Source organism: Arthrobacter sp. TmtSoilC48 (assembly GCF_059739425.1).
Window position 1 is genome coordinate 3,549,859 of record NZ_AP046049.1, and the last position, 26,711, is coordinate 3,576,569.

Genomic DNA, 26,711 nt, shown 5'->3' on the forward strand with positions numbered 1-26,711 from the left:
GAAATGTCGCCGGACGCGAAAGGTCCCCAGCCGTAGGCTGGGGACCTTTCGTGATAATTCCTGATGTGGGTGTGACCGTTACCGGGCTCCGGAGAGCATGCCCTGCGGGAAGTCGTCGGTCAGGTCAAGATCGCGACCGTAACGCTGAGAGAATTCCTGCGGAACGGTGTCCGGAACAGCTACGCCCTCCGCAACAGCCACGCGGTCACTGACTTCGCGGAGCATGCTGGACAACGGAACGTCCAGGGCGGTGCAGATAGAGGACAGGAGCTCGGAAGAAGCCTCCTTTTGGCCGCGTTCAACCTCACTCAGGTATCCAAGTGAGACACGGGCGCTGTGCGAGACCTCGCGGAGGGTACGGCCCTGACGCTGGCGGACATCGCGCAGTACATCACCGATTTCGTGGCGTAGTACAACCATTTTGCGCTCCTTCTGTTCGCTCTGTGCCTGCTTAGCCAAGCCCACATCCTTCCAGCGGACAACGCCGTTTACGGATACGGGCTGCTTTACCATCTGTATCGCCTTGCTCCCTCGTTCGTCCGGTTCGCTGGCTGGCGGACCGGTGTGGTTTTCTACATCCTAGGCGCCCCGGCTGTTCCGAAGCGACACAATGACACAACTATTGGCAATGAGTTTTTGTTCCCGGCTACTTTACGAACGGTAACCAACCCCTTCCAGCGCATCAAGCAGGCGCGCCAGCGCAGCTTCACAGGCTTGTTGCCTGATACTCTGCCTGTCCCCCGAAAAACTGAATTCAAACGACCCCGTGCCGGTTCCCGTAGCGACGCCAACAAAAACAGTTCCCACGGGTTTGCCGTCATGGGGCTCCGGACCGGCCACCCCGGTGGTGGATATTCCGACGTCGGCCATGCATGCCCGCCTGGCGCCCTCGGCCATCGCCTCAGCTACTGCGCCGTCCACTGAACCAACGGCATCAAGCAGTTCCGTTGCAACACCGAGGACGGAGGCCTTCACGGAGTTCTGATAAGCAACCACGCCGCCCTGCAACATTCCGGACGCACCGGGAGTGTTGGCCAGGCTTGCCGCCACCATTCCGGCTGTCAGCGACTCCGCCGTCGCCACGGTCAGGCTCTTTCCCAGCGACAGGGCCACTGCCGCCGTCGCCAGCGCTGCCGCTTCGCCTGCGTCTCCGGGGCGACTCATGCTCCGCGGCCAGCGGCACGAAGCCGGAGCGCCTGGACGACGTATTCCGCTCCGGTCCATAGCGTGATGGCAAGGGCGGCCATCATGACCCAGAAGGCCACAATGACCAACCACGGTGCGATCGCCTCGAGCGGCAGGATGTACAGGAAGATGGCCACTGTCTGGATGACTGTTTTCAGCTTTCCGCCGCGTGAGGCCGGCATGACGCCGTAGCGGATCACAAAGAACCTCAGTGCCGTGATGCCCCACTCGCGGACCAGGATGAGGATAGTCACCCACCAGGGCAGTTCCCCGAGGATGGACAAGAGCACCAACGCTGAACCGATGAGCAGTTTGTCCGCAATGGGGTCCGCGATCTTGCCGAAGTTGGTGATAAGGCCACGCGCGCGGGCGATATCGCCGTCGAGCTTGTCGGTATAGATCGCTACGGCGAAGGCCACGACTGCCGCCCACCGCCAAATGCCTTGATGGCTGCCATCTGCCACGAGGAACCAGACGAAAAACGGAACCAGGACGATGCGGAGCATCGTGAGGATATTGGGAAGGTTCCAGACGTCGGAGCTGCTGGAAGAGGCGTTGTCACCTTCGGCTGTAGTCACCCCTCTAGGCTACCGTCCGGTGAGCGACCAGGCGTCCTCGCCATCCTCGTCCTCGTCATCGGAGCCATCGGCGCCGTCGAAATATTCAACAGCCTGGGTCCGGTTGTCCAGATCCGCTGCCACCAGGTCCTCGGCATAACCGCCGACGGCGATGTTGGAGTTCGCGTTATCGCTCAGGGCCGCAGTGTGGGCGTCAGGCGCAGCCGGGGATTCCTGTCCCTTCATGGCAGCAAGCACGGCAGCGAGGTCATCCGGCTTGACCAGGACATCGCGGGCCTTGGATCCCTCGGAGGGACCCACGACGCCGCGGGACTCCAGGAGGTCCATAAGGCGTCCGGCCTTGGCAAAACCGACACGAAGCTTGCGCTGCAACATGGAGGTGGAACCGAACTGGGTGGTGACCACCAGTTCGGTGGCCTGGAGCAGCACCTCGAGGTCGTCTCCGATGTCGTCGTCGATCTGTTTCTTGGGAGCCTCGGCGGCGACGTCGTCGCGGTACACGGCCTGCAACTGACCTTTGACGTGTTCCACAACTTTATGGATTTCGGATTCCGTCACCCAGGCACCCTGCACACGCATGGCCTTGGAAGCGCCCATCGGCAAGAAGAGCGCATCACCCTGGCCAATAAGTTTTTCGGCGCCCGGCTGGTCCAGCACCACGCGGGAGTCCGTGACGGACGAGGTGGCGAACGCCATGCGGGAGGGCACGTTGGCTTTGATGAGGCCCGTAACAACGTCCACGGAAGGTCGCTGCGTAGCCAGCACCAGGTGGATGCCCGCGGCACGGGCCAGCTGCGTGATGCGAACGATCGAATCTTCGACGTCGCGAGGCGCCACCATCATGAGGTCCGCGAGCTCGTCCACGATGACCAGCAAATACGGATAGGGCTTGATGACACGCTTGGAGTCAACCGGCGGAGTGACCTTTCCTGCCCTGACCGCCTTGTTGAAGTCGTCGATGTGCTTGTAACCGTAGTTGGCGAGATCGTCATAGCGGGCGTCCATCTCGCGAACCACCCATTGCAGGGCTTCGGCAGCCTTCTTGGGATTGGTGATGATGGGTGTGATCAGGTGTGGAACGCCTTCATACGCAGTCAGTTCAACGCGCTTTGGGTCCACCATGACCATGCGGACTTCGTCAGGCGTAGCGCGCATCAGGATCGACGTGATCATGGAGTTCACGAAGCTTGATTTACCAGCGCCTGTAGCACCGGCCACCAGGAGGTGGGGCATCTTGGCAAGGTTGGCCACTACATAACCACCCTCGACGTCCTTGCCGACACCCATGACCATGGGGTGGTCGGTCCGGCGTGCGTTCTGGCTGCGCAGCACATCACCCAGGGAGACCGTTTCGCGGTCCGTGTTGGGAATCTCGATGCCGATCGCGGACTTACCGGGAATGGGGCTCAGGATGCGTACGTCGCTGGATGCCACCGCGTAAGAGATGTTCTTGGAGAGCGCCGTTACGCGCTCCACCTTGGTGCCGGGAGACAGCTCGATTTCGTAGCGTGTCACTGTGGGGCCGCGACTGAAGCCGGTCACGGCGGCATCGACGTTGAACTGCGTCAGAGTGTCCGTGAGGGCGGCCACGACGGCGTCATTGGCCTCGGTGCGCTCCTTCGGAATGGAACCTGGAGTAAGGAAGTCCGAAGCCGGCAGGGTATAGGTGACGTCCCCTGCCAGGGACAGTTGCTCCGTGCGCTGGGGAATGGGCGTGGGCGGCGGAGGCGGCGTTGCCGGCCTGGCCGGAACCTGCGCCACGGTGGGTGCGGTCATCTCCGGGGTGAGGACAGGAATGGCCTCGGTGGGGTTGTCGATGACGGGAGCAGCACCCAGGCCCTGGGCAGCCTTGATCTTACCCACCGCTATCTCGGCCTGGGTGGGGCGGCGTACGCCCGGCGGAACGCGGGGTGCAGACGGTTGGGGAGTTTCGTCGTCGTCGACTATTGCGTGCTCAAAGGCCTCGTCACCGACGTAGCCTTCCAAACCGGCATCGGTGTCCTCATCCTTGCCGAAGAGACGCATCCGCTTCTTCTTCTTGGGCTGTGCAACAGCCCCGTTTTCATAGAGGTAACTGCGATCATGGGCATCTTTGCCGGACTCGGCGTCCATGAGGTCCACGCCCATGAGGTGCTCGTAGGCAGAGCGGATCCTGGAGGGGATCGCCCCGAACGGCGTGGCCGTGACGATCAGCACCGATACGAAGGCCAACAGGCTGTAGACGATCACCGGGACAATGGCATGGATGGCAGCCAGCGGAGACGCTGCAAGGAAGCCCAGCATTCCACCCGCCCTGCGCAGACCATCAAAGCCATCAGCCACGGTGGGCTGGCCACCAATAATGTGGGCCAAGCCGGAGCCGGCAAAAGTCATGATCATGAAGCCGATGCCAACGCGGTTGTTGCCGCGGCCATCCTGCGGATTGCGGAAGAGGCGGAAAGAGCAGATGAAAAGCATGAAAGGCAAAACAAGCGACATCCAGCCGAACGTGCCGTTGACCACGCTGTAGACGGCGTCAGGCAGCCATCCTGTCAGACCCCACCAGGCGAACGTTGCAATGCCGATTCCCAGCACCAGGTTGAACAGGGCTGCGCCGTCGCGGCGATCGGCGGGATCGAGGTCGCTAACGTCGTACCCGATCCGGCGGACTCCTGCGCCCACAACGTGGCCAATACCCTGCCAGGCGCCTGCGAGCATGCGCAACGGCAGCGGCGCGTGGGGCTCGACGGCGGCCGGCTGCTTGGAGCGTGCACTGCTGCCCCGGCCGTTCCTGGACGTGGCTGCACTGCTTTTGGATGCAGCTGCGCCCCGGCCTGTGCCGCCGGATTTACTGCTGGAGCTGCCTCGTGGCGTGGAGGAAGTACGGGTCGCCATGATTGCCACGCTACCCCAAGGGGGCCCGAAATCCGCGGATTTCAGGCCCCCTGGGATGCATGTTGCCGGTGGACTACGCTTCCAGGACCACCGGAATGATCATGGGACGGCGACGAAGCTTCCGGTTCACCCACGTTCCGATGATCCTGCGCACGACCTGCTGCAGCTGGTGGTTGGTGTGGTCTGCGTGGTTGAGCACGGCTTCTTCCAACGCAGCGTTGATCTTGGGGATGATTTCGTCGAAGACGGCGTCGTCCTCCGCCACACCGCGTGCATGGATCTCCGGTCCGGAGACGATCTTGCCGGTGGTCCGGTTAATGACCGTGATGATGGAGATGAAGCCTTCGTCGCCCAGGATACGGCGGTCCTTCAGATCCGCATCGGTGATTTCACCAACGCTGGAACCGTCCACATAGACGAAGCCGACCTCTACCTGGCCAACAATGTTGGCCTTGTGGTCCTTCAGGTCAATGACAGTGCCGTTATCGCTGAGGATGATGCCTTCGGAAGGCACGCCGGACTCTTCGGCAATATTTCCGTTGGCAATCAGGTGCCGGGTTTCACCGTGGACAGGCATCGCGTTGAGGGGCTCAAGGATGTTGTAGCAGTACAACAATTCGCCGGCAGCTGCGTGCCCGGACACGTGAACCTTGGCCGTCCCCTTGTGGATGACATCGGCACCGAGCTTCAACAATCCGTTGATGATGCGGAACACGGCATTCTCGTTGCCTGGAATAAGGCTGGAGGCCAGGATCACGGTGTCGCCCTGGCCAACAACTACACGGTGGTCGCCGTTGGCCATGCGTGAGAGTGCTGCCATGGGCTCGCCCTGGGAACCGGTGGACATCAGGACCACCCGGTCATCGGGGAGATTGTCAATGTTCTTGATGTCCACCAGGATCCCGTTGGGCACGTCAAGGTACCCCAGCTTGGCCGCGATAGCCATGTTCCGAACCATGGAACGGCCGACGAACGCAACGTTGCGGCCGTGCTTGGCTGCGGCGTCGAGGACCTGCTGGACGCGGTGAACGTGGGAGGAGAAGGAAGCCACGATGATGCGCTTCTTCGCCTGCCCAAACAAGCGGTCAAGGGTGGGGCCGATTTCCTTCTCGGCGGTGGTGAACCCGGGAACGTCGGCATTGGTGGAGTCAGCCATGAAGAGGTCCACTCCTTCTTCGCCCAGGCGGGCGAAGTGGCGGAGGTCGGTGATGCGGCCGTCCAAAGGCAGTTGGTCCATCTTGAAGTCGCCCGTATGCAGGACAGTGCCGCCCGCTGTGCGAATGAAGACGGCCAAGGCGTCCGGGATCGAGTGGTTCACTGCGATGAATTCGCATTCGAACGGGCCGAACTGCTCCACCTGGCCCTCGCTGACGGTCAGCGTGTACGGCTTGATCCGATGCTCCTGCAGCTTCGCCTCCACCAAGGCCAGCGTCAACTGGGAACCGATCAACGGGATGTCAGCTTTGAGGCGCAGCAGATACGGAACAGCACCGATGTGGTCTTCGTGGCCATGCGTGAGCACCACCCCAACAACATCCTGCAGCCGGTCCTCGATGTAAGAGAAGTCGGGAAGGATCAAATCAACGCCGGGCTGCGTTTCCTCGGGAAAAAGTACGCCGCAGTCAACGATCAGCAACTTGCCGTCGATTTCGAAGACCGCCATGTTGCGGCCTATCTCCCCCAGTCCACCTAGCGGAACAATCCGCAGTGTGCCTTGCGGCAGTTTCGGCGGAGTAACCAGTCCAGGAAGGGCTGTTTGGGTCATATTGTGCTTCTTTCCGGCGGTGCCGTCCTAGACGTTGAAGTCCATTCCGGCTTCCGCCAAATCCCCGCGGATGGTTTTGATCTCGGCCTCGTCCGGCTCCACGAGGGGCAAACGGACAACCGAGTTGGGCAGGACTCCCTGCCACTTGAGAATCTGCTTGGCGGCTACAGCGCCTTGGACCCGCGTCATGGTTGCGCGCACCACGGGTTCCAGTTCAAAGTTGATGGCCCGCGCCGTGGCAAGGTCATTGGCATTGACAGCGTCAATGAGTTCGCGGAATCGGCGGGTGGCCACGTGCGTGGTCACGCCCACGAGGCCTGCTGCCCCCAGCGCCATCCACTGCAGCGTGAGGCCGTCGTCGCCTGAGTAAAAGACCAAATCGGTCTCGGCCATGACGCGGGTGGCTGCGGCGAAGTCCGCCTTGGCGTCCTTGACGGCCACGATGTTCGGGTGCTTGGCAAGCCCGATCATGGTCTCGGGCGCAATGGCAATGGACGAGCGGCCGGGGATGTCATAGAGCATGACCGGCAGGTCCGTAGAGGACGCAATCGTCTCGAAGTGGGCGCGAACGCCGGCCTGGCTGGGCTTGTTGTAGTAAGGAGTGACGATCAGAAGGCCGTCGATGCCAATCTGGGCCGCGCGCTGGGACAGATGCACGGAATGCGCGGTGTCGTTGGTGCCCGTTCCGGCAATGATGGCAGCCTTGCCCCCCACGGCTTCCTTGACCGCACGGAACATGCCGAGGTTTTCTTCGTCAGTAAGGGTTGAGGTCTCTCCAGTGGTACCGGTGACCACGAGTCCGTCGCAACCGTCCTGGACCAGCTTCTCCGCCAACGCCGCGGCTTGGTCGTAGTCGACCTTGCCATCCTCGGTGAACGGGGTGACCATGGCGGTCAGCAGGGTACCAAGTGCGGGAATGTGGGCGCGGGAGTCAGACATAAGAAAAACGTTACCCTGTCACAGCCATGTTCCGGGAATGGGTTCCGCGTGATGGTCGTCATCGACCCTGCTGACTATGCGGGCTTGGGCGTCCTCGCAGTGCCCTCAGAGCAATATTGCGCCACCGCTTTTTCCTTCAATTGTTCCGCCCAGGCAACCAAACCCTGGGACGCGCGAACATAGTCGAAGAGTTCCCTTGGCGTGAGGGCCTCAAGGTCCGTTTCAGCCAGGCGACGTGCAAGCTCAGCACCTGGCGCCTGCTCGGCGAGGACCGTTCCCTCGCTGCGCCACTGGACATCTTCCGGCGGTTCACCTGCCACGAGTTGCCTGAAAAGGAAGTCGACAACACCTGGACTCATCGCCCTCATGGGTCCTTGGAGGCCTTCCGGAGGCTTTGGAGCATCGTTCATGAAGGCCATGTTATTCGAACATATATTCGAAGACAAGGCCTGTGGGCCGGCAGCGTGTGTCCTTCATACTGGTTCCATGCGGGTGACGACTGTGTTGGTGGAGGGCGAAAGTGACCGGCTTGCGGTGGAGACACTGGCCGTTCGCCTTGGCCATGACCTGAAGGCTGAGCGCGTCACTGTGGTGCCGATGGGAGGCGCGACCAACATCGTTCGCTTCCTTGACCGCTACGGCCCGAAAGGCACGGACCACCGGTTACTCGGACTTTGCGATGCAGGCGAAGCACAGGGCATCGCCCGCGCACTCAGTCGGGCAGGCCTTGGTTCCGGCTCCTTGTCCGGGAGCGGCTTCCACGTGTGCCAAGCGGATCTGGAGGACGAACTCATCCGCTGCCTTGGCGTCGATGCCGTGCTCAACGTCATTGCGGCCCAAGGTGAGCTTGCTTCGTTCCGGCTCCTCCAACGCCAGCCCTCACAGCGCGGCAAGCCGGCACCGGCACAGCTGCGCCGTTTCTTCGGGGGACGCAGCGGCAACAAAATCCGGTACGCCTCCCTGCTCGTCGGCGCACTGCCGGCGGGACAGGCACCCCCACCGCTCGCCCGTCTCGTGGAATCATTTCCGCAATGAGCCATCTGCTGCAACGATGCTTCCAGCCCGCTTCACAGCAGGGCCACAGTCCCTTGTGAGACGATCGCAGCATGACTTCGCAAGAGACGGCGCCAGCCCGGAAGGTGCCCAGGGGACGCAAAGTCTCCACCCGCCTTACGGGCATAGATGCCGCCCGCGGCCTGGCCTTGCTCGGAATGATGGCCACCCATCTGATGCCGACGTTCGGCCCCTCGCCCCAGTGGGAACCCACGTGGGTCGGACTGGTTTTCTCGGGCAGGTCCGCTGCGCTGTTCGCAGTCCTCGCCGGAATCGGGTTGGCACTCACCACCGGAAAACAGGAGCCGCGTCAGGGCCTGGACCTCTGGGCGGCGAGAAGCGGTGTCGCGATGCGCGCCTTGGTGATTGCCGTCGTCGGGCTGACGCTTGGGGGTCTGGACGTCAACGTCGCGGTCATCCTGGTGCACTATGCCGTCTTGTTCCTGTGCATCCTGCCGTTTCTGGGATTGCGACTGAAAGCACTCTGCTTGTGGGCGCTCGGCTGGGTACTGGTCTCACCCCTGATCGCCTACCTCGTCCGGCCCTGGCTGCTCGACGCCAACCCTCCCCTGCAGTTGGGGCACAACCCAAACAGCGAGGACCTTGAGACACCGGGGCGCTTGGTCGCCGACTTGTTCTTCACGGGCTACTACCCGGTGTTCCAATGGATCACCTATTTGCTGATCGGACTGGCGATCGGCCGTTTGGCGCTCACGACGGCGAACGTCCAGTTGCTGTTGTTCACCTGCGGATTCGCGGTGGCCGCTTTGGCGAAAATCGTAGGAACCCTGGCCATGGAGGTATGGGGCGGCCGCGCCGCACTGGAAGCACTGCCGGGAACACGGGGATACCCGCTGGAGAGCATGCTCCAAGTGAACCTGACAGGATTGCAGCAGGTGGACTCGTGGTGGTGGCTGGCAAGCGCGGCACCGCATGCCGGCACCACCCTGGATCTGCTTCACACCGGTGGCGTGGCTGCCGCCGTCGTCGGCTTGTTCCTGATGCTGGGCACCCTTGCCCAACGGATCAAGGTCAACTTCCTCATTCTCCTCAGCGGTCCGGGCGCCATGACTCTCACGCTGTATTCACTCCACGTCTGGGTGGTATCCGGTTTCCACAACAAGCCACTGCCAGCGGGGTGGACCGACGAAGGAATGTATTGGACGCAGGCCCTGGCCGCTGTAGGCATCGGCGTCTGCTTTGCCCTCCTGCGCTGGCGGGGACCACTGGAGTGGCTGGCCCACCAGGCGTCGCGCCTGGGCAGTTACCGCCCGGCCACCGTGGGCTGAGAGCGGAAGAGCTTCACGGCGTCGCGCATTGAAGCGCGGGCACGTTTGCGATCGCCGGAGGCGTCGTAGGCGCAGCTCAGCCGGAACCAGGAACGCCAATCCCCGGGTGCTGCCTCGGCCTCCGCACGATACTTTTCGAACTCGGCGTCAGCGGCAGCCCGGACAATCCGGCCACCGGGCGTGCGCGGCAAGGTATCCACAGGAAGGCCTCCCTCGGCCTCCAGGACCTTGGCCATCTGTTCGGTCCGCGCCCCAAACAAGAGCTCACGAATGAGCGCCCAAGCGCCAATCACAGGCAAAACGAGGTAAGCCGCGCCGATACCTTTTGCCACCGGATTGGGATCACCAAGCAACAGGATGGAACGCTGGAGGGACACCACCAGATACAACACCAAGAGCAGGGTGATGGCACCAACCCAGATTTTGGTGCGGTTTTTCTTCACAGACTCCCAAAGAGTTCCCATGATCCTAAAGCCCCAGGTCCAGGTAGCCATCCAGGCCCACGGTCAAGCCTGGGTGCTCGGCAACTTTGCGAAGCCCGAGCAGCACACCTGGCATGAACGAGGCACGATCGAAGGAGTCATGGCGCAGCGTCAGCTGTTCACCAGGCCCGCCGAACAGCACTTCCTGGTGCGCCACCAGCCCGCGGAGCCGCACGCTGTGGACACGTACACCCTCCACATCGCAGCCCCGGGCGCCGTCCAGGGACGTTTCCGTGGCGTCAGGACTTGCCGGCACACCCGCTTCCTGCCTGGCCTGGGCAATCAGCTGTGCAGTACGCACGGCCGTACCTGAAGGAGCGTCAACCTTGTTCGGGTGATGCAGTTCAATGATCTCCACGGACTCGAAGTACTGCGAAGCCTTCGCCGCAAACGCCGACGCCAGCACGGAACCCAAAGCAAAGTTCGGGGCGATCAGGACGCCCGTTTCCGGCTTCTGCTCCAAAAGCGTCCGCAACGACCCAAGGCGCTGCCCATCCCAACCGGTGGTCCCGACCACTGCATGAATGCCATGTTCAACCGCGAAACGGACGTTGGCCTCGGTAGTGTCCGGAACAGTCAGGTCCACAACATACTTGGCACCTGCATCGAGCAGCGTCTGCAGGGAATCGCCGCGACCGAGAGCCGCTACCAGCTTCATATCGTCGGCTGCTTCAACAGCCTTCACGGCTTCAATTCCCATGCGCCCGTAGGCGCCCAGCACTGCAACAGCAAGTTGTTCGGTCATGCCTTTAACCCTACCGCCGGGCCGGGGTGCGGCAGGAACCGTGACTTCGCAAACACTCCCCCGGGCCGTTCCCCCTTACGCCCCGGGCCGTTCCCCCTAGTCCCCGGGCCGTACCCCCTACTCCCCGGCCCCGACCCATTCCACGGTGCCGTCGCTGAAGAACTGTTCCTTCCAAATGGGCACCTGTTCTTTGACCCGGTCCACAAGTTCCGAACAAACGGCAAACGCCTGGCCCCGATGGGCGGCCGCCACGGCACACACCAACGCGGGGTCACCTATCTCCAGCATCCCGATCCTGTGTGCGGCCCAAATCCTGACGGGCTGCGCTGCTTCGCCGGAGTGCTCGGCCACCAACTGCGCGACTACGTCGGCCATGATCCGGTGCGCTGTGGGATGCGCGCTGTAGCTCAGGCGGTCCACGGGCTTGCCCGAATCGTGGTTGCGCACGACGCCGCTGAAGCTGACTACTGCCCCGGCGGTGTCAGACTCCACCGCCGCAATTGCCTGGTCCACGGAGATGGGCTCAGCGCTCAGGACCGCGCTAACAACTTCAAAGTCTGTTTCAGTGCCCATGGCTTCCTTCCAATTGATCGCAAAGGTGCCCGATCACCGGATCCAGGACGGTCAAGCCGTCCATGACGCCCTTCGGGGAACCGGGCAAGTTAATGATGAATGTCTTTCCTGCTGCTCCTGCGTGCCCACGGCTCAGCATTGCCATGGGCGTCTTTGCAGCGCCCGCCCGCCGAATGCCTTCCATAATGCCCGGGATCTCACGATCCAGCAGCGGCAAGGTTACTTCCGGCGTCCTGTCGTCCGGGCTCAGGCCCGTTCCGCCACTGGTGATGACGACTGCGGGCTGCTGGGTCAGGAGCGCCCTCAAAGCCGCGCCAACGGGCTCGCCATCCGGCACCACCATGGTGGGAAAGGCATCAAAGCCGTGCTCCTTGAGCCAGTCCAGGATGACGGGGCCGGTTTCGTCGGCGTAGATTCCCGCTGCCGCACGCGTGGACGCTATGACGACGCCGGCCTTCCGCGGCCCGTGGGCGTTTGGTTCGCACGCACTCATGCTTGGGCTCTTTCCGGCGCCGAACTGCCCCGGTTCCAGTCACCGTGCTTCCAATCCCCACTTTTGCCACCACTTTTTGCCAGCACCTGAATATCCGTCAGGACTGCGTGCTTATCCACGGCCTTGATCATGTCGTAGACGCTCAGGGCCGCTACAGAGGCAGCGGTGAGAGCTTCCATTTCGACGCCGGTGACACCACGCGTCTTCACAGTCGCCAGTACTTCGATCGAGTCGGCTCCCAGCTCAAAATCGACCGTGACCTTGGAAATCGGCAACGGGTGGCACAGCGGGATCAGTTCGGGTGTCTTCTTGGCGGCCATGATCCCTGCCACGCGCGCCACTGCGAGCGCGTCGCCCTTGGGAAGTTCGCCGGCGCCGAGAAGGGCCAGGACTTCGGCAGTACTGCGGACCGTGGCCGTGGCTGTCGCCTCACGGGTGGTGACTGCTTTCTCTGAGACATCCACCATCTGGGCGGTACCGTCTTGACGGAGATGGGTCAGGCCGCCGGTGTTGCCGGACGTGTTCGTGGGAGTTTCATTCACAGCATCCATACTTCCACTTCGCTTCCCTCAGCGAGTTCCGTGACGTCGCTGGGGATCTGCACCAATGCGTTCGAGCGTGCCAAGGCATGCACCAGGTGGCTTCCCGCGCCACCCTCCATGCGGACGGAGCCGTCAGGCAGCACCGTTCCGCGGCGGACTTGATGCTTGCCCTCTGGTGAATGCAGCGGTTCCACCAAACGCGCCCGCTGTACCGGCCTCATTGCCGGGACGCCGTGGATCAGCGAAAGGGCAGGGCGCAGGAACATTTCATAGGAAACGAGGCAACTGACAGGGTTGCCCGGAAAGCCGAGGAACGGAACGCCTTCAAAGCGGCCGATTCCTTGTGGGCCTCCTGGCTGCATGGCCACGGGCAGGAATTCCACGTGCTGGGCGGCCATGGCTTGCCGGACGACCTCGTATGCCCCCTTGCTGACGCCGCCCGTGGTAACTATCAGGTCTACCGGGCCCCTGCCGTCATCGCTGCCAAGGTGGCTGTGTAGCAGGTCGAGCAATTGCGCGGGATCATCATCGGAGATCCGGCTTCGCGCGACGTCAAGGCCTGCTTGGCGCATGGATGCTTCCAGGAGGGTTCCGTTGGAGTCATAGATCTTGCCGGGCGTGAGATTCCGGCCCGGTTCCAGGACTTCATCGCCCGTGGTGACCAGCAGGACATGCCATGGCCTGCGGACTTCGACGGCGGTCAACCCCAGCGCGGCCAACAGGCCAAGCTGAGCGGGTCCTAGACAGGTACCTGCGGGAAGGGCCAGGTCCCCTTCTTTGATGTCGCTGCCCGCGTGCCGAACATAGGTATTGGGAGCAACGGCGGGGAGTTCAACCTCAACGTCCCTTGCCTCGGGATTCGGGAAGGTGCTGGGGCGTGCCCGCTCAATGGGGACTACGGCGTCGGCGCCCTCGGGGATCATGGCGCCGGTCATGATGGGCGCGGCAAAGCCTGGCTTCAGCACCTCCGGAGCCGCCCCCGCCGGAACAGGTGCCGCCACCCGTAGCTTCGCGCCGCCGTCGGGAATCCCGGCAGAGTTGACGGCAAAGCCGTCCATTTGGGAATTGGCGAATGGCGGCAGGGAAAGTGGCGCGTGGAGGTCCACGGCCAGCACCTTGCCCAGCGCGTCAAGCAGTGGCAGCTGTTCAGTGGCCATGGTGGCGGCAGGACCGCTCAGTAGTTCCACCACGGCGTCGCGATGGGCAGCAACGGATCTGGGCAAGGACATCCTCCTGTGTGGTCACGCTCCTGTCCGGAGATTATCAGGACGTACCCAGAGTAGGGCCTTATGTGACCTTGACGTTGATGGTGTGGTAGCCGGTGGCGCCGTCGGGAGCTACGGGGGTCCGGTCTTCGGTTTGTGGTTTGCCCGAAGAGTCGGTGGCACGCACTTGGACTTCATAGTCGCCGGGTGAGAGGTCAACTCCCAGCTGCCACTGGTACCAGGTATCCGCGGATATCCCTGGTGCAAGCATCACCTGTCGCCAGGGGCCACGGTTGATGCGGAGCTCCACATGGTCCACCCCACGATGCTGGGCCCAGGCCACACCGCCAAATTGCACGTTGCCTGCTTTGACCGTGCGCCCACTACGCGGTACATCGATGCGGGACTGCGTCTTGATGGGGCCGTGATCGCTCCAGCCACGGGGAGTCCAGTAAGCGGTGTCGTCCGCAAACCGGGTGACCTTGAGTTCGGTGAGCCATTTGGTTGCCGAGACGAAGCCGTAGAGTCCCGGCACGATCATCCGTACCGGGAATCCGTGTTCCAGGGGCAGCGGCTCGCCGTTCATGCCAACGGCAAGGAGGGCGTCGCGGTCGTCCGTGAGCGCTTCGAGGGGCGTACTTGCCGTCCAGCCATCGTTGCTGGTGGAAAGCACCATGTCTGCCCCTGGTTTGGGACCGGCCATGGCCAGGAGTTCCCGTACAGGCCAGCCAAGCCACAGGGCATTACCGATGAGGTCGCCGCCCACTTCATTGGACACGCACGCGATGGTGATGTGCCGCTCCGTCATGGGCTTTGTGAGGAGCGTCGCGAAGTCGAGCTCGACCTCGCGATCCACCATTCCGGTCACTTTCAGTTTCCACTGTGGAGGATCGATGGCCGGCACAGTCAAAGCGGTGTCGATCCGGTAGAAGTCGGGGTTCGGTGTCACCAGGGGGCTGATCCCTTCCAGCGGCAGCGATGCCCCTGCAGGGATAGCCTGCTGCGCCGTCGATGGAGCCGGCAGCGTCAAAGTGCCCCTGAAACCGGAAGCCACGGTGGTGGCCCGCGTAAGGATACTGGTGACCACTCCACCCACGGCTGCCGCAAGCGATGTGGCCGCCACGGCGTTCAGGAAGCTCCGCCGTGCCAGAGGGGCAGGTTCCGGCGGAGGTGAGGCACTGGCCGGATCTGACGGCACCACGCCGGATGACGCTTCACGTAGCGGGACCCACGTGCCTAGGCGGCGAATCAGCGTGCGGAGCAGCAGCATGGTGACGACGGCGGCCACGATGGGTGCGATGGCGGCCTGCGGTGTTGTTTGGGCCCGGGTCAGGACAGCGCTGAGGCCCGCCGCGCCGGCCAAGGCCGCCAGAACAAGTCCGAGTCCGGTTCGACGGCGCTCCAGAATCCCGGCCAGGGCAGCCAGAACCACGGCCACAACCAGGATGGAAGCGACCAGCACGATCTTGTCCGCCGTCCCGAAGAGCTGTACGGCGAGGTCCTTCACTCCGGGAGGAACGGAATCGATGACGGCGCCGCCCAGTGCCGTCACTGGCGAAACGAGGGGGCTAAGGAAGCCCGCGCTCAGCTCGCCTGCCGCAATGCCTGCTCCCCCGGCCGCCACACCGGCAACCGCAGCCCAGAATCCGGGCTTTCTCATGCTGCGCCTCCTTGGCGATCCACAACAGATCCTGTTTGAACAGATCCTGCCGGAAGGGAACCAGAAGGAAGCGAACCAGCCGGAAGTGACAGCGCAAACCGACAACCGCCGTCGACGTTTTCCACCTTCACCGCTCCCCCGTGCGCCTTGACAATGCCAGCCACCATGCTCAATCCAATTCCTGCTCCGCTGTAGCTTCCCTGCGATCCCGCCGGGTTCCCCCTTGAAGGGTCCTTCTGCCAGCCGGTTTCGAACAGGTGGGGAAGGTCCTCCTCCGGGATGCCCCCGCAGTGGTCCTGAACTGCGACCACGGCGTTTCCGTTGTCGCGCCCCACGCTGGTGTGAACGTCCGTGTCCGGCCTGCTGTAAATGATCGCGTTGAGCAGCACGTTCCGGATCGCCCTGGCCATGCTGGGTCCGTCGGCCACGGCCATGCACTCGCGGTCTCCTCCGCCGGTGAGCGTAATGCCGCGTTGGGCGGCCAGCGGCGCCAGATCGGACAGAGCATCACTGACAAGGTCATAGAGGTCCAGGGACTCGGCGCGCAAGCGAAGGCTTCCAGCCTGGATCTTGGACAACTCCAGAAGGTCGTTGACCATGGCAGTCATTTGTTCGGTCTGCCCGATGATCTTCCGGTAGTACTCCGGGATATCGGCCACCATGCCGTCCTCAAGGGCTTCGGTCATGGCGCGCATGCTGGCAAGTGGAGTACGGAGGTCATGTGAAATCCACGAGACGAGCTCGCGCCGCGCGGTTTCAATGGCGGCTTCCCTGGCCCGCGACTCCGCAAGGTTACGGCTGCTGGCCTCCAGTTCCTGTGCCAGTTCAGCGAGTTCCGAGGTCATGGCAGGTCCGGTCCGCTTTCCGTTTTTAGTGGGTTGGTCCAGGGTTTCGCCCCGGCCCAGTCTCCTGGCCGCCGCCACAAGGCGCGCCGCGTTCCGGGATACCCCGGCTCCCAGCACGAGCGATAAGGCCACTGCTACTGCCGAAGCCATGGCCAGGATGTACCACATGACCTCAAGGTCCCTGGCAGAAATGAACATGGCATTGAACGCACTGACCATGCCTGCCACAAGGACAGCCACGGTAGCCACCACAACCAGGCAGATCTGGGCCAACACCGAAGCCCGGCGAAGGACACGTAGCAGCACAAGCGTGATGGCACCGATGACCACTGCCCACAGGAGCACCCAGGCAAGGATGGTTGCAAGCTCAGTGCCCTCCATGGCCATCCCCCTTGGCGTCGAACCTGTAGCCAACGCCCCAAACCGTCTTAAGGAGCTCAGGCTTGGTGGGGTTGACTTCGATCTTCTCGCGGAGGCGCCGCACATGGACGGTCACAGTGGAAAGATCGCCGAAGTCCCAGCCCCAGACTGCCTTGATGAGTTCTTCCCGGCTGAAGACCTGGTTTGGCCTGCGCAGCATGAAGGCCAGGAGATCGAACTCACGCACCGTCAAAGTCAGCGGCGTTCCACGGTGCGTGACGGTCCGGGATGCGGGATCCAATTCAAAGCCTGCCAATTCGACAGGTGGTTCGGGGGAGAATTCCTTCACGCTGCGGCGAAGGACGGACTTGACGCGAAGGACAAGCTCCCGCGGCGAGAACGGCTTGGTGACGTAATCGTCCGCGCCCATCTCCAAACCAAGGATGCGGTCATCTTCGGTTCCCAGTGCCGTAACCATGATGACCGGCACGCTCATGCTCTGGCGGAGCCGGCGACACACTTCCACGCCGTCCAGCCCCGGCAACATGCGGTCCAGAATCACAAGGTCCGGCTGTCGGGTTGCTGCGAGCCTGAGCGCCGAGAACCCATCCCCGGCCACGTCCACCTGGAACCCGGCTTGCAGGAGATAGTCGCGGACGACATCAGCGATGGTCTGCTCGTCTTCGACGAGAAGGATGCGGCGATTGCCGGGCTCTGCCGCTGTTGATGCCGATTGCATGCTCACGCTTTCAGCATAGGTACGCCGAAGCTGCCCGGCATCGGATACGGGTCACTTCCGGGTGAATGTACGCATTCCGTAAGAACTGCCGAGGGCACCGGACATGGCCGCGACGTTTTCAGGATCAGCCGAACCAATGTCCGCTGAGTGAAACGAAATGTAGCCGGTATCACTGTTCAGCCCACGGTGGCGTAGCCTGAATTCATGAGTGTTCAGCTTGGCATGCCTGTGCCTCCTTTGGGCAGCGCTGCAGGCGGCCCGGTTCCGCCGCCGCGTCCAGCTGGCACGCCCGCCGGTTTGTGGGACCGCTATGGACGGCGCGCGACTGATATGCGCCTTTCCCTGACAGACAAGTGCAATCTGCGGTGTACGTACTGCATGCCTGCGGAAGGGTTGGAATGGCTCTCCAAGCAGGCGGTGATGACCAAAGACGAAATCATTCGCATTGTGCGTGTAGGCGTTGGCGCCCTGGGCGTGCGGGAACTGCGCCTCACTGGTGGTGAGCCGTTGGTCCGGGCTGATCTGGTTGACGTCATTGCAGGCATCCGGAACGAGCACCCTGACCTTCCCATTTCGATGACCACCAATGGCGTGGGCCTGGACAAGAAAGCGGCCGCCCTCAAAGCCGCAGGACTCACGCGGATCAACGTCTCCCTGGATTCGCTCCACGAGGAAACCTTCACCAAGCTCACACGCCGGCCTTTCCTGGACCGTGTCCTCGCCGGCGTGGACGCCGCATGGGCTGCCGGTCTTGGTCCGGTCAAGTTGAATGCCGTGCTGATGAGGGGCATCAACGATGCCGAGTCTCCTGACCTCCTCGCCTGGGCCTTGGACCGTGGCTACGAACTTCGCTTCATCGAACAGATGCCGCTGGACGCCGACCACGGGTGGACCCGGCGCAACATGATCACTGCGGCTGAAATCCGGGATTTGCTGTCAAAGGACTTTGTCCTCGGTCCGGACCCGCGGGAACGCGACGGCGCCCCTGCCGAACGATTTGAAGTACGACGCCGGAACCAGGCAACGGGTGAAGCTGAAGGGGCGGTCCTCGGTACAGTCGGGATCATCGCATCGGTCACCGAACCGTTCTGTTCAGACTGCCGCCGCACCCGCATTACGGCTGAAGGCAAGATCATGAGCTGCCTGTTCTCCCGTGAGGAGTTCGATCTCCTCGGACTGCTTCGGGAAGGCGCAACGGATGAGGAGCTTGCCCAGCGTTGGCAGGACGCCATGTGGGTCAAACCCAAAGCCCACGGCATGGACCACACTGGCCTCGGCGCACCGGACTTCGTGCAGCCGGACCGCAGCATGAGCGCAATCGGAGGCTGAACCCTTGCTTGTACGTTACTTCGCTGCCGCACGCGCCGCTGCAGGTGTCGAAGAGGAAATCCATCCACTCCCGGAAGGATCCAGCCTCGAGGCCTTGCTGGAAGCTGCCCTCGCCGTCGAACGTCCTTTGCCTCCGGAGGGGACACCAACGCTTGCCCGCATCGTGGCCCGCAGCAGCTTCCTCAGGAATGAGGTAGCGGTTCGAGACCCTTCTGCTCCCCTGGGCGCCGAGGATGTTATCGACGTCCTTCCTCCGTTCGCAGGCGGCTAAGGGGAAGAGGCAACAAACCCGGATTTATGCCGCCGTCAGGTTTTCCGGAACACGCTCTTGAGCAAAGGAGTGAACTCGGCCGTGCCCTCGAGCCGCAGTTCCGCGGTGTGCACCAGGACGCCATCTTCAACACGGAACGCGTGCCGGGCTACGCCCTCCGGCGTTCGCCGGTCCATCGTCAGCGTCCCTGCATGCCACGTACCGCGCACCGGGGCACTTGGTGGCCGGCCCATGCTGTCCACGTAATACCAGAGCGTATCCCCATGGGCCGGATCCACTGTGAACATCCCGTGCCCTTCGAAGTGCGTTCCATCCGGCTCGCGGTGTCGGTAGCTCTGCACAACGGCGTAGCCCCCCGCAGCTTGCGTGAAAACGGCTTCGGCCTCTGCGGTCCGCGCTGCGCCCCATGGAGACTGTGCCATCTCGGTGATCCCCCGCCAGTGTCCAATAAAGTCCCTCAGCAGTTCTGCGGCATGTCCTTTTGGGGGCACATCCATCACGACTCCAATGTGAGCAGGGCAGCATGATCGTGTGATCATGCTGCCCTGTTTACAGTGCGGGAGTCCAGAGATGGAGGACCAGCTGAATGCGCTGGGTCCTAAAGACCGAAGGTCTCGCTTTCTTCAAACGGCCCGACGACGGTGATGGTGCGGGGAGCTGCGGCAAGTTCCCGGGCGAGTTCCTGGACTTCGTCCACAGTGACTGCCTTGATCCGGGCCAGTGTCTCGTCAATATCCTGGAACTCCCCGGATACGAGTTCCGCCCGGCCGAGTCGGGACATACGTGAGCCCGTGTCCTCGAGGGCGAGGACAATGCCGCCGCTGAGTTGTCCCACGGCCTTCCGGAGTTCCTCCTCTGTAATGCCCTCCTTGGCGAGCTTGTCCAACTCAACACCAAGAAGATCGAGCACTTGGCGCACTTTTGACGGCGTGCACCCTGCATACATGCCGAAATAGCCGGCATCGGCGTACGCGGCGGTGAAAGAGTACGTCGAGTAGACCAGGCCGCGCTTCTCACGGATCTCCTGGAAAAGTCTGGAGGACATTCCCCCGCCGAGCACGGCATTGAGCACGCTCATGACGAATCGGCGATCATCCGTTGCCACGATAGTGGGGCAACCCATAATGATGTTTGCCTGCTCCACGGGACGCTTGACCACGTGAAGGCCGGATGTGCCGGTGATCACGGCTCGGTTGGTGGCCCGACGATCTACCGGAGCTGCTTCCGGATCCAGCTGCCAGCCTGCTGCTTCCAACGCCTTCTGCACGAGATCGCAGACGACGTCATGGTCCAAGCCGCCAGCCGCGGTGATAACCAGTTCTTCCGGACGGTAGTAGCGCTGGTAGTGCTCCCAGACCGAGTCCCTTGCAACCGCCTTGATGGCGTCCGGAGTTCCGCCAATAGGACGCGCGAGCGGGTGGCTGCCGAGCACGGCTGCAACAAATTTTTCGTGGGCTACGTCTGTTGGGTCATCGCTGTCCATGGCGATTTCTTCAAGAATGACGTCCCGTTCCTGTTCCAGCTCCGCCGGATCCAGGACAGCACCGGTGATCATGTCAGCGATGACATTGATGGCCATGGGCAGATCCGTGTCCAGGACCCGGGCAAAGTAACAGGTACTCTCCTTGGCAGTCGCAGCGTTGGACTCGCCACCAACCTCATCAAAGGCTGAAGCAATTTCCAAGGCGGTACGGCGCTTGGTGCCCTTGAACAGGAGATGTTCCAGGAAGTGCGTAGAACCGTGCTGACCATCGGCCTCGTCGCGGGAACCGACTGCCACCCAGAATCCGATGGTGGCCGAACGCTGCCCGGGCATTGCCTCGGTGAGGACGCGGACGCCGCCGGGCAGGACCGAACGCCGTACGACGGAACCGCCCTCGGCACCATGGATGAGGTCGCCGCCGGGAAGTGTCTGCTCCAACGGCAAGGGTACGACAGTCATTAAGACCTTTCGGGTAAAGCCAGAGGGGCCCGTGGACCTTTCAGCCCACCGGCCCCTCCGGGTACTGCTTACAGACTACTCTGCGGAAACTTCGGCTTCTTCTGCAGCTTCCTCGGAGGCTGCGCCTTCTTCCTCGGCGACAACCGGGGAGAGGGAAAGCTTTCCGCGGTCGTCGATCTTGGTGATCTCGACCTGGACCTTCTGGCCCACCGAGACGACGTCATCAACGTTGTCCACGCGCTTGCCGTTGGCGAGCTTGCGGAGCTCGGAGATGTGCAGCAGGCCGTCCTTGCCCGGGGTAAGGGAAACGAAAGCGCCGAACGTGGTGGTCTTGACGACCGTGCCCAAGTAGCGCTCACCGATTTCCGGTACCTGCGGGTTGGCGATGGCGTTGATGGCGGAACGTGCTGCATCAGCAGACGGACCGTTGGTGGCGCCAATGTAGACCGTGCCGTCATCTTCGATGGAGATGTCCGCGCCCGTGTCTTCCTGGATCTGGTTGATCATCTTGCCCTTGGGGCCAATGACCTCGCCGATCTTGTCTACGGGGATCTTCACGGCGATGACGCGGGGGGCGAACTCGGAGAGCTCATCCGGGGTGTCGATCGCTGCGTTGATGACCTCGAGAATGTGGAGGCGGGCTTCGCGGGCCTGCTTCAGCGCTGCTGCCAGCACGGAAGCGGGGATGCCGTCGAGCTTGGTGTCCAGCTGGATGGCCGTGACGAACTCGGACGTACCGGCAACCTTGAAGTCCATGTCGCCGAAGGCGTCTTCGGCGCCGAGGATGTCGGTCAGGGCTGCGTAGCGGGTCTGACCGTCAACCTGGTCGGAAACCAGGCCCATGGCGATACCGGCAACAGCTGCCTTCAGCGGGACACCTGCGTTGAGCATCGAGAGCGTCGAAGCACACACCGAACCCATGGACGTCGAACCGTTGGAACCGAGGGCCTCGGATACCTGGCGGATGGCGTAAGGGAACTCTTCACGGGTAGGCAGAACCGGTACCAGGGCGCGCTCAGCGAGGGCACCGTGGCCGATTTCGCGGCGCTTCGGGGAACCGACGCGGCCGGTTTCACCGGTGGAGTACGGCGGGAAGTTGTAGTTGTGCATGTAGCGCTTGCGCGTTACCGGCGACAACGAGTCGATCTGCTGCTCCATCTTGAGCATGTTCAGCGTGGTGACGCCCATGATCTGGGTCTCGCCACGTTCGAAGATGGCCGAACCGTGAACGCGGGGCAGAACTTCGACCTCTGCGGTGAGCTGGCGGATATCCGTCAGGCCACGGCCGTCGATGCGCACCTGGTCCTTGAGGATGCGCTGGCGCACAACGTGCTTGGTGACCGAGCGGAAAGCTGCGGACAGCTCCTTCTCGCGGCCTTCGAACTGGCCGGCAAGTGAGCCAAGGACCTCATCCTTGAGCTCGTCGGAGGCGTTGTCGCGGTCCTGCTTGTCAGCGATCTGGAAGACAGCAGCCAGCTTGTCAGCGGCAGCGGCCTCAACGGCAGCGTAGACGTCGTCCTGGTAGTCCAGGAAGACCGGGAACTCGACGGTCGGCTTCGCTGCACGGGCAGCAAGATCGGCCTGGGCTTCGCAGAGAGCCTTGATGAATGGCTTTGCGGCTTCGAGGCCCTCGGAAACAACTTCTTCGGTGGGAGCAGTTGCGCCCTGTTCCTTGATGAGGTTCCAGGAGTTGTCGGTTGCTTCGGCTTCAACCATCATGATGGCGACGTCGTCGCCTGCGATGCGGCCGGCAACAACCATGTTGAACACGGCGTTCTCAAGCTGGGAGTGCTTGGGGAAGGCAACCCACTGTGAGCCCTGTTCGTCGGCGATGAGGGCAACGCGGACGCCACCGATCGGGCCGGAGAACGGGAGGCCGGAGAGCTGCGTGGACATGGAAGACGCGTTGATGGCCACGACGTCGTAGAGCTCGTCCGGGTTAATCGCCAGGACGGTCACAACGATCTGGACCTCGTTGCGCAGGCCCTTCACGAAGGCCGGGCGCAGCGGGCGGTCCATCAGGCGGCAAGCCAGGATGGCTTCCGTGGAGGGGCGGCCTTCACGGCGGAAGAACGAGCCCGGGATACGGCCGGCAGCATACATACGCTCTTCGACGTCAACCGTCAGCGGGAAGAAGTCGAAGCCTTCGCGCGGCTGCTTGCCTGCGGTGGTTGCCGAGAGGAGTGCGGTGTCTTCGTCGATGTAGACCATCGAAGCGCCGGCAGCCTGCTTGGCAAGGCGGCCGGTTTCAAAGCGGATGACACGCTTGCCAAAACGGCCGTTGTCAATAATCGCTTCGGAGAACTGGATTTCGGGACCCTCCATGAGAGTCACCTCCGTTTCTGATTTAGCGGAAGTCCGCCGCATCAACCCAGGCCTCTTCTTTATTCCTGGCCTGTACGACACCCGGTCATCGATCGAGATCCACGGGCAAATCGTCGCCGATTTCTTCCCGGGAATCACTACCGAGGACCGCGAATGCGCGATGCGGTTGATTCCTTTTTTTAGTTGTTTTTGAAGAAGGCGGCCCGTTCCGCGAGGGATCGGGCCGCCCCCAAAGGCAGACTAGCGGCGCAGGCCGAGGCGCTCAATGAGCGAACGGTAGCGGGCGATGTCAGTGTTCTTCAGGTAGGAAAGCATGCGCTTGCGACGACCAACCATGGCCAGCAGACCGCGCTGGGTGTGGAAGTCGTGCTTGTGCTCCTTCATGTGCTCAGTCAGATCCTTGATCCGCTGGGTCAGGACTGCAACCTGGACCTCGGGCGAACCGGTGTCGCCTTCAGAGGTTGCGTATTCCTTGATGATGGACTGCTTTACAGCGGCGTCAAGTGCCACGTGAACTCCTAGAGTTGTGCCGTGCCTCCCGGTGCAGCGCCTCGCTGACGGGTTGCTTCCGATGCGTCTCCGCACACAAAAACAGGTCCAGCCGCCACGGACTGCAGCCGGATCCACTAATAGTTTACCGGCAGGTCAGCATTGTTGTCGAAATACCGCTAGCGCCGGGTCAGCAGCTCGTGTGCCTGGGCTACATCCAGGCACATCTGCTCCACCAGGGCCTCGGGCCCGCGATATGCCACCATTCCGCGGAGCCGCTGGGTAAATTCGACCGCCACAGTCTGGCCGTAGAGGTCAAAGTCCTCCACGTTCTCCTCGGGACGGTCAATAACGTGGGCCTCCACTTGTCGGCTCACACCGTCGAACGTGGGGTTGGAGCCAACAGAGATGGCGGCGGGCCACCGCGTTCCGGACTGGTCTATCAACCAGCCTGCATAGATACCGTCGGCTGGTACGTACCCTGTGGAATCATGCGAAAGGTTGGCGGTGGGAAAACCGAGGTTCCTCCCGCGGGCAGCTCCATGTACCACCTCGCCGCGCATGCGGTGGGGACGTCCCAGGACGGCGGCTGCCGTTACGACGTCGCCTTCGGACAAAGCTTCCCGCACCCAGGTGGAGGAGCAACGGCGGTCGGTATCCCCGTCTTCGTGGACCGGGAAGCCTCCTGCGCCATACTCATTGACAACCTGGACGCCAAAGCCCAACTGCTCGCCGAGTTCCTGCATGGTGACGACGTCTCCCACATTCCCTGCGCCGAAGCGGAGATCGTGGCCAACCACGACGTGCGCAGCGTGAAGGGACTCGAGGAGGACCTGACGGACGAACTCGATGGGCGTCATGGACGCGAGGTCCAGCGTGTATTTCATGACCAGGACAGCGTCCACCCCTGTTTCGCCCAGGGCGTCCAGTTTGTCCTGGAGGCCCATGATCAGCTCCGGGGCCGACTCCGGGCGGTGGACCTGGGCGGGGTGGGGATCGAAGGTCACGGCCACTGACGGGATGTGGTGACGCTTGGCGGTGTTCGTCAGTTGCGCGAGAACATGCTGGTGGCCACGATGGACGCCGTCAAAGTTCCCGATGGTAACGACTGTTGGTCCGAAGTCCCTGGGGACTTCGGTGGGATCGTTCCAGATGTGGACCATCAACCTCGCCTTTTACTGCAGATATTCGTTCCGCCCGGCAACCTCCCGGCGCCGGAACATTCTAAGGTTACCCGCTGTGGCTATTCGCTTTGGACGGCCGCCTCTTGTTCAACCACAGGAGTCCGAGGACGGGCAGCACGAGCGGGACAAAACCATAACCGCGTCCAAACAGCGACCACACAGTGTCATGCGGGAAAGCCACAGGATCGAAGAGGCTTATGGCTCCAACCACCAGCACGCCGAGCAGTTCCACAAGTACCGCGGCCAACGACACTTTGAACCAGGTGCGGCCCGGTTTTGCCAGCGAGATGGTGGCTACGACATAGACGACGGCGGCGAACGCAGAGAGGATATGCGCCAGCGGAGCTTCGGCAAACTTGGTGGCAATCTGATATCCGGCCCGGGCAGTGGCTGAGAGTGCGAAGACGGTATAGACCGCGATCAGCAAGCGCCCAGGGCCGGTGTTCCGTGTGTCTTTTTGGGGTGTCCGGCCGGGGTTTGCCTCAGTCTCGGTTCCAGTCATGTTTCGTTTTTCCTTCAAGGTCAGTACCAGATCTGATTCATGCGGGCAGCCATGACGAGCGCTGTGACGCCCACCGCCGCCAGGACGAAGTTGCTCCAGCGGGTCCGCTCAAGGATGGCCCAGTACACGGCCCCCAACGGGATCATCAACGCTGTGATCAGGTATCCCCAGAACTCCCAGGCTTCACCGGCCATCCGTTCACCCACGGCAACCCGGACAATCGAACCAACCAGGTAGACCAGCAGGGCCAGCTCTACGGCCAGCACGGAGAAGATGGTGACGTCGTTTGGGGCCTTCTTCATCAAACCTGCCACGACGCACGCGATCGTGGATACCAAACCAACAATAAGGATGGAGTAGAAATAGCCGTCCATGCCTACTTTTCCTCGCCGACCGTGGCGGTTCCGGTTCCGGGGGCAAAGACCAGTACAGGCTTCGCGAAGCTCCCGGTATCGGCCAGCAGGGCTACCAGCTCTCCCGACGGCGCGAACGCTGCGGCAGGCTTTTCGGCCGTGGCGGCGTCCGGCGTTCCTGCTCCTGGCCCCGCGGCGATGCGCCGGCCGAAGGAGATCTCGGTAGTTTCTTCTTCGGTGAGCTCCCGGTTGGGCATCAGCGAGCGTGCTGCCAGGGACATCTCCAGAACCTCGAGCTCTTCTGCGAGCTCCTCCAGCGTCCGGGCCTGGTCAAGGGAGTACGGGCCAACCTGCGTCCTGCGCAGGGCCGTGAGGTGTCCACCGACGCCCAAGGCGTTGCCGAGGTCGCGGGCCAGGGCCCGGATGTACGTACCGGAGGAACATTCGACCGTGACGTCGACGTCGACCACCCTTCCGCCGTCGATCCTGTTGATGGCGTGGATGTCGAAGCGGTGGATGGTTACCGGCCGGGCCGCAAGCTTGACCTCTTCGCCGGAGCGGACACGGGCGTAGGAGCGTTCGCCGTTGACCTTGATGGCGCTGACGCTGCTGGGAACCTGCTGGATGGGCCCGGTGAGGGCGGCAACGCCGGCGGCAACGGCGTCGTCGGTAATGTCCACTGCGCTGCGCGCCTCCGTGACTTCGCCTTCTGCGTCATCGGTGATGGTGGTCTCGCCGAGCCTGATGGTAGCTGTGTACGTCTTGGACGTTCCCACAATGTAGGTCAGGAGCCGTGTGGCCTTGTTGATCCCAAGGACCAGCACTCCGGTGGCCATGGGATCGAGCGTGCCCGCATGCCCCACTTTCCGGGTGCCGGCCAGCCGCCGCATCCGGCCAACCACATCATGGCTGGTCCATCCCTGCGGTTTGTCAACGATTACCAGTCCAGAAAGCACGCTTACCAGTATATGGGTGGCTAGGATAGCTCC

Annotated in this window: 29 protein-coding genes; 5 read left to right on the top strand and 24 right to left on the bottom strand. The window is 62.6% G+C overall.

The window, feature by feature from the left end:
- Positions 1-78: 78 nt before the first annotated feature.
- The 7 genes from AC6I97_RS16440 to AC6I97_RS16470 all read right to left on the bottom strand — a co-directional run bounded on the left by AC6I97_RS16440 (position 79) and on the right by AC6I97_RS16470 (position 7,751).
- A complete protein-coding gene (locus AC6I97_RS16440) occupies positions 79-513 on the bottom strand; it encodes a helix-turn-helix domain-containing protein (RefSeq protein WP_216925260.1) in 435 nt (144 codons plus the stop codon).
- A gap of 138 nt (positions 514-651) precedes the next feature.
- Entirely contained in the window at positions 652-1,164 is a 513-nt protein-coding gene (locus tag AC6I97_RS16445; RefSeq protein ID WP_497945443.1) for a CinA family protein, read from the bottom strand.
- Positions 1,161-1,763 carry a CDP-diacylglycerol--glycerol-3-phosphate 3-phosphatidyltransferase gene (pgsA, locus tag AC6I97_RS16450; RefSeq protein ID WP_497945444.1) on the bottom strand — a complete coding sequence of 201 codons (603 nt, stop codon included), beginning with the start codon at positions 1,761-1,763 and terminating at the stop codon, positions 1,161-1,163. The genes AC6I97_RS16445 and pgsA overlap by 4 nt, the downstream gene beginning before the upstream one ends.
- A gap of 9 nt (positions 1,764-1,772) precedes the next feature.
- Entirely contained in the window at positions 1,773-4,637 is a 2,865-nt protein-coding gene (locus tag AC6I97_RS16455) for an FtsK/SpoIIIE family DNA translocase (protein WP_497945445.1), read from the bottom strand.
- A 73-nt stretch (positions 4,638-4,710) separates the two neighbouring features.
- Positions 4,711-6,402 (bottom strand): ribonuclease J, encoded by a 1,692-nt coding sequence (locus AC6I97_RS16460; protein ID WP_224092342.1) that lies wholly within the window; start codon positions 6,400-6,402, stop codon positions 4,711-4,713.
- A 27-nt stretch (positions 6,403-6,429) separates the two neighbouring features.
- Positions 6,430-7,341, bottom strand: a complete 912-nt coding sequence (gene dapA, locus AC6I97_RS16465; RefSeq protein WP_224166993.1) for a 4-hydroxy-tetrahydrodipicolinate synthase — start codon at positions 7,339-7,341, stop codon at positions 6,430-6,432.
- A 74-nt stretch (positions 7,342-7,415) separates the two neighbouring features.
- The gene (locus AC6I97_RS16470) at positions 7,416-7,751 is read right to left on the bottom strand and encodes a hypothetical protein (RefSeq protein ID WP_497945446.1); all 336 of its coding nucleotides are present in this window, start codon (positions 7,749-7,751) and stop codon (positions 7,416-7,418) included.
- Positions 7,752-7,827: 76 nt separating this feature from the next.
- On the opposite strand from AC6I97_RS16470, the gene AC6I97_RS16475 reads away from it, so the two are divergent.
- Both AC6I97_RS16475 and AC6I97_RS16480 read left to right on the top strand, forming a co-directional pair.
- The gene (locus AC6I97_RS16475) at positions 7,828-8,376 is read left to right on the top strand and encodes a TOPRIM nucleotidyl transferase/hydrolase domain-containing protein (RefSeq protein ID WP_497945447.1); all 549 of its coding nucleotides are present in this window, start codon (positions 7,828-7,830) and stop codon (positions 8,374-8,376) included.
- Between the two features lie 71 nt (positions 8,377-8,447).
- Positions 8,448-9,683: a heparan-alpha-glucosaminide N-acetyltransferase domain-containing protein gene (locus tag AC6I97_RS16480; protein ID WP_497945448.1), complete on the top strand. Its 1,236-nt coding sequence runs from the start codon at positions 8,448-8,450 to the stop codon at positions 9,681-9,683.
- Here AC6I97_RS16480 and AC6I97_RS16485 read toward each other — a convergent pair.
- The 9 genes from AC6I97_RS16485 to AC6I97_RS16525 all read right to left on the bottom strand — a co-directional run bounded on the left by AC6I97_RS16485 (position 9,659) and on the right by AC6I97_RS16525 (position 17,327).
- Positions 9,659-10,147 (bottom strand): hypothetical protein, encoded by a 489-nt coding sequence (locus AC6I97_RS16485; RefSeq protein WP_497945449.1) that lies wholly within the window; start codon positions 10,145-10,147, stop codon positions 9,659-9,661. The two genes, AC6I97_RS16480 and AC6I97_RS16485, sit on opposite strands and share 25 nt — an antisense overlap.
- A 4-nt stretch (positions 10,148-10,151) precedes the next feature.
- Positions 10,152-10,910, bottom strand: coding sequence for a 4-hydroxy-tetrahydrodipicolinate reductase (gene dapB, locus AC6I97_RS16490; RefSeq protein ID WP_224092335.1), 759 nt, complete (start codon positions 10,908-10,910; stop codon positions 10,152-10,154).
- Positions 10,911-11,027: 117 nt separating this feature from the next.
- Positions 11,028-11,483: a molybdenum cofactor biosynthesis protein MoaE gene (locus AC6I97_RS16495; RefSeq protein WP_224092333.1), complete on the bottom strand. Its 456-nt coding sequence runs from the start codon at positions 11,481-11,483 to the stop codon at positions 11,028-11,030.
- A complete protein-coding gene (locus tag AC6I97_RS16500; RefSeq protein WP_223948552.1) occupies positions 11,473-11,976 on the bottom strand; it encodes a MogA/MoaB family molybdenum cofactor biosynthesis protein in 504 nt (167 codons plus the stop codon). The genes AC6I97_RS16495 and AC6I97_RS16500 overlap by 11 nt, the downstream gene beginning before the upstream one ends.
- The gene (gene moaC, locus AC6I97_RS16505) at positions 11,973-12,527 is read right to left on the bottom strand and encodes a cyclic pyranopterin monophosphate synthase MoaC (RefSeq protein WP_224092331.1); all 555 of its coding nucleotides are present in this window, start codon (positions 12,525-12,527) and stop codon (positions 11,973-11,975) included. Before moaC ends, AC6I97_RS16500 begins: the two co-directional genes overlap by 4 nt.
- Positions 12,515-13,747, bottom strand: a complete 1,233-nt coding sequence (locus AC6I97_RS16510; RefSeq protein ID WP_497945450.1) for a molybdopterin molybdotransferase MoeA — start codon at positions 13,745-13,747, stop codon at positions 12,515-12,517. Before AC6I97_RS16510 ends, moaC begins: the two co-directional genes overlap by 13 nt.
- 58 nt (positions 13,748-13,805) lie before the next feature.
- A complete protein-coding gene (locus AC6I97_RS16515; protein WP_497945451.1) occupies positions 13,806-15,383 on the bottom strand; it encodes a molybdopterin-dependent oxidoreductase in 1,578 nt (525 codons plus the stop codon).
- Complete coding sequence (locus AC6I97_RS16520; protein ID WP_497945452.1) at positions 15,380-16,609, bottom strand: sensor histidine kinase; 1,230 nt, start codon at positions 16,607-16,609, stop codon at positions 15,380-15,382. Before AC6I97_RS16520 ends, AC6I97_RS16515 begins: the two co-directional genes overlap by 4 nt.
- Positions 16,596-17,327: a response regulator transcription factor gene (locus AC6I97_RS16525; RefSeq protein WP_224093930.1), complete on the bottom strand. Its 732-nt coding sequence runs from the start codon at positions 17,325-17,327 to the stop codon at positions 16,596-16,598. Before AC6I97_RS16525 ends, AC6I97_RS16520 begins: the two co-directional genes overlap by 14 nt.
- A 204-nt stretch (positions 17,328-17,531) precedes the next feature.
- Between AC6I97_RS16525 and moaA the strand changes: the two genes are divergently transcribed.
- Together moaA and AC6I97_RS16535 are read left to right on the top strand one after the other, a co-directional pair.
- Entirely contained in the window at positions 17,532-18,656 is a 1,125-nt protein-coding gene (moaA, locus tag AC6I97_RS16530; RefSeq protein WP_497945453.1) for a GTP 3',8-cyclase MoaA, read from the top strand.
- Positions 18,657-18,660: 4 nt separating this feature from the next.
- Positions 18,661-18,927 carry a MoaD/ThiS family protein gene (locus tag AC6I97_RS16535; RefSeq protein ID WP_224092308.1) on the top strand — a complete coding sequence of 89 codons (267 nt, stop codon included), beginning with the start codon at positions 18,661-18,663 and terminating at the stop codon, positions 18,925-18,927.
- A 35-nt stretch (positions 18,928-18,962) separates the two neighbouring features.
- Here the strand turns inward: AC6I97_RS16535 and AC6I97_RS16540 are convergent, their stop codons facing one another.
- From AC6I97_RS16540 to AC6I97_RS16550, 3 genes are all read right to left on the bottom strand, one after another.
- Positions 18,963-19,424, bottom strand: a complete 462-nt coding sequence (locus tag AC6I97_RS16540; protein WP_497945454.1) for a DUF1579 family protein — start codon at positions 19,422-19,424, stop codon at positions 18,963-18,965.
- A 101-nt stretch (positions 19,425-19,525) separates the two neighbouring features.
- Positions 19,526-20,869: a M16 family metallopeptidase gene (locus AC6I97_RS16545; RefSeq protein ID WP_497945455.1), complete on the bottom strand. Its 1,344-nt coding sequence runs from the start codon at positions 20,867-20,869 to the stop codon at positions 19,526-19,528.
- A 75-nt stretch (positions 20,870-20,944) separates the two neighbouring features.
- A complete protein-coding gene (locus tag AC6I97_RS16550; protein ID WP_224167498.1) occupies positions 20,945-23,194 on the bottom strand; it encodes a polyribonucleotide nucleotidyltransferase in 2,250 nt (749 codons plus the stop codon).
- Here AC6I97_RS16550 and AC6I97_RS16555 point away from each other — a divergent pair.
- Positions 23,193-23,387 carry a hypothetical protein gene (locus tag AC6I97_RS16555; protein ID WP_224092302.1) on the top strand — a complete coding sequence of 65 codons (195 nt, stop codon included), beginning with the start codon at positions 23,193-23,195 and terminating at the stop codon, positions 23,385-23,387. The genes AC6I97_RS16550 and AC6I97_RS16555 overlap by 2 nt on opposite strands.
- 47 nt (positions 23,388-23,434) lie before the next feature.
- Here the strand turns inward: AC6I97_RS16555 and rpsO are convergent, their stop codons facing one another.
- The 5 genes from rpsO to truB all read right to left on the bottom strand — a co-directional run bounded on the left by rpsO (position 23,435) and on the right by truB (position 26,678).
- On the bottom strand, positions 23,435-23,704 hold the full coding sequence (gene rpsO / locus AC6I97_RS16560; protein ID WP_144652206.1) for a 30S ribosomal protein S15: 270 nt from the start codon (positions 23,702-23,704) through the stop codon (positions 23,435-23,437).
- Positions 23,705-23,862: 158 nt separating this feature from the next.
- Positions 23,863-24,846: a bifunctional riboflavin kinase/FAD synthetase gene (locus AC6I97_RS16565; RefSeq protein WP_224092300.1), complete on the bottom strand. Its 984-nt coding sequence runs from the start codon at positions 24,844-24,846 to the stop codon at positions 23,863-23,865.
- 67 nt (positions 24,847-24,913) lie between these two features.
- Complete coding sequence (locus AC6I97_RS16570) at positions 24,914-25,369, bottom strand: hypothetical protein (RefSeq protein ID WP_497945456.1); 456 nt, start codon at positions 25,367-25,369, stop codon at positions 24,914-24,916.
- Between the two features lie 20 nt (positions 25,370-25,389).
- Entirely contained in the window at positions 25,390-25,743 is a 354-nt protein-coding gene (locus AC6I97_RS16575; protein WP_224092294.1) for a hypothetical protein, read from the bottom strand.
- Positions 25,744-25,745: 2 nt separating this feature from the next.
- A complete protein-coding gene (truB, locus tag AC6I97_RS16580) occupies positions 25,746-26,678 on the bottom strand; it encodes a tRNA pseudouridine(55) synthase TruB (RefSeq protein ID WP_224092291.1) in 933 nt (310 codons plus the stop codon).
- Positions 26,679-26,711: the final 33 nt, after the last annotated feature.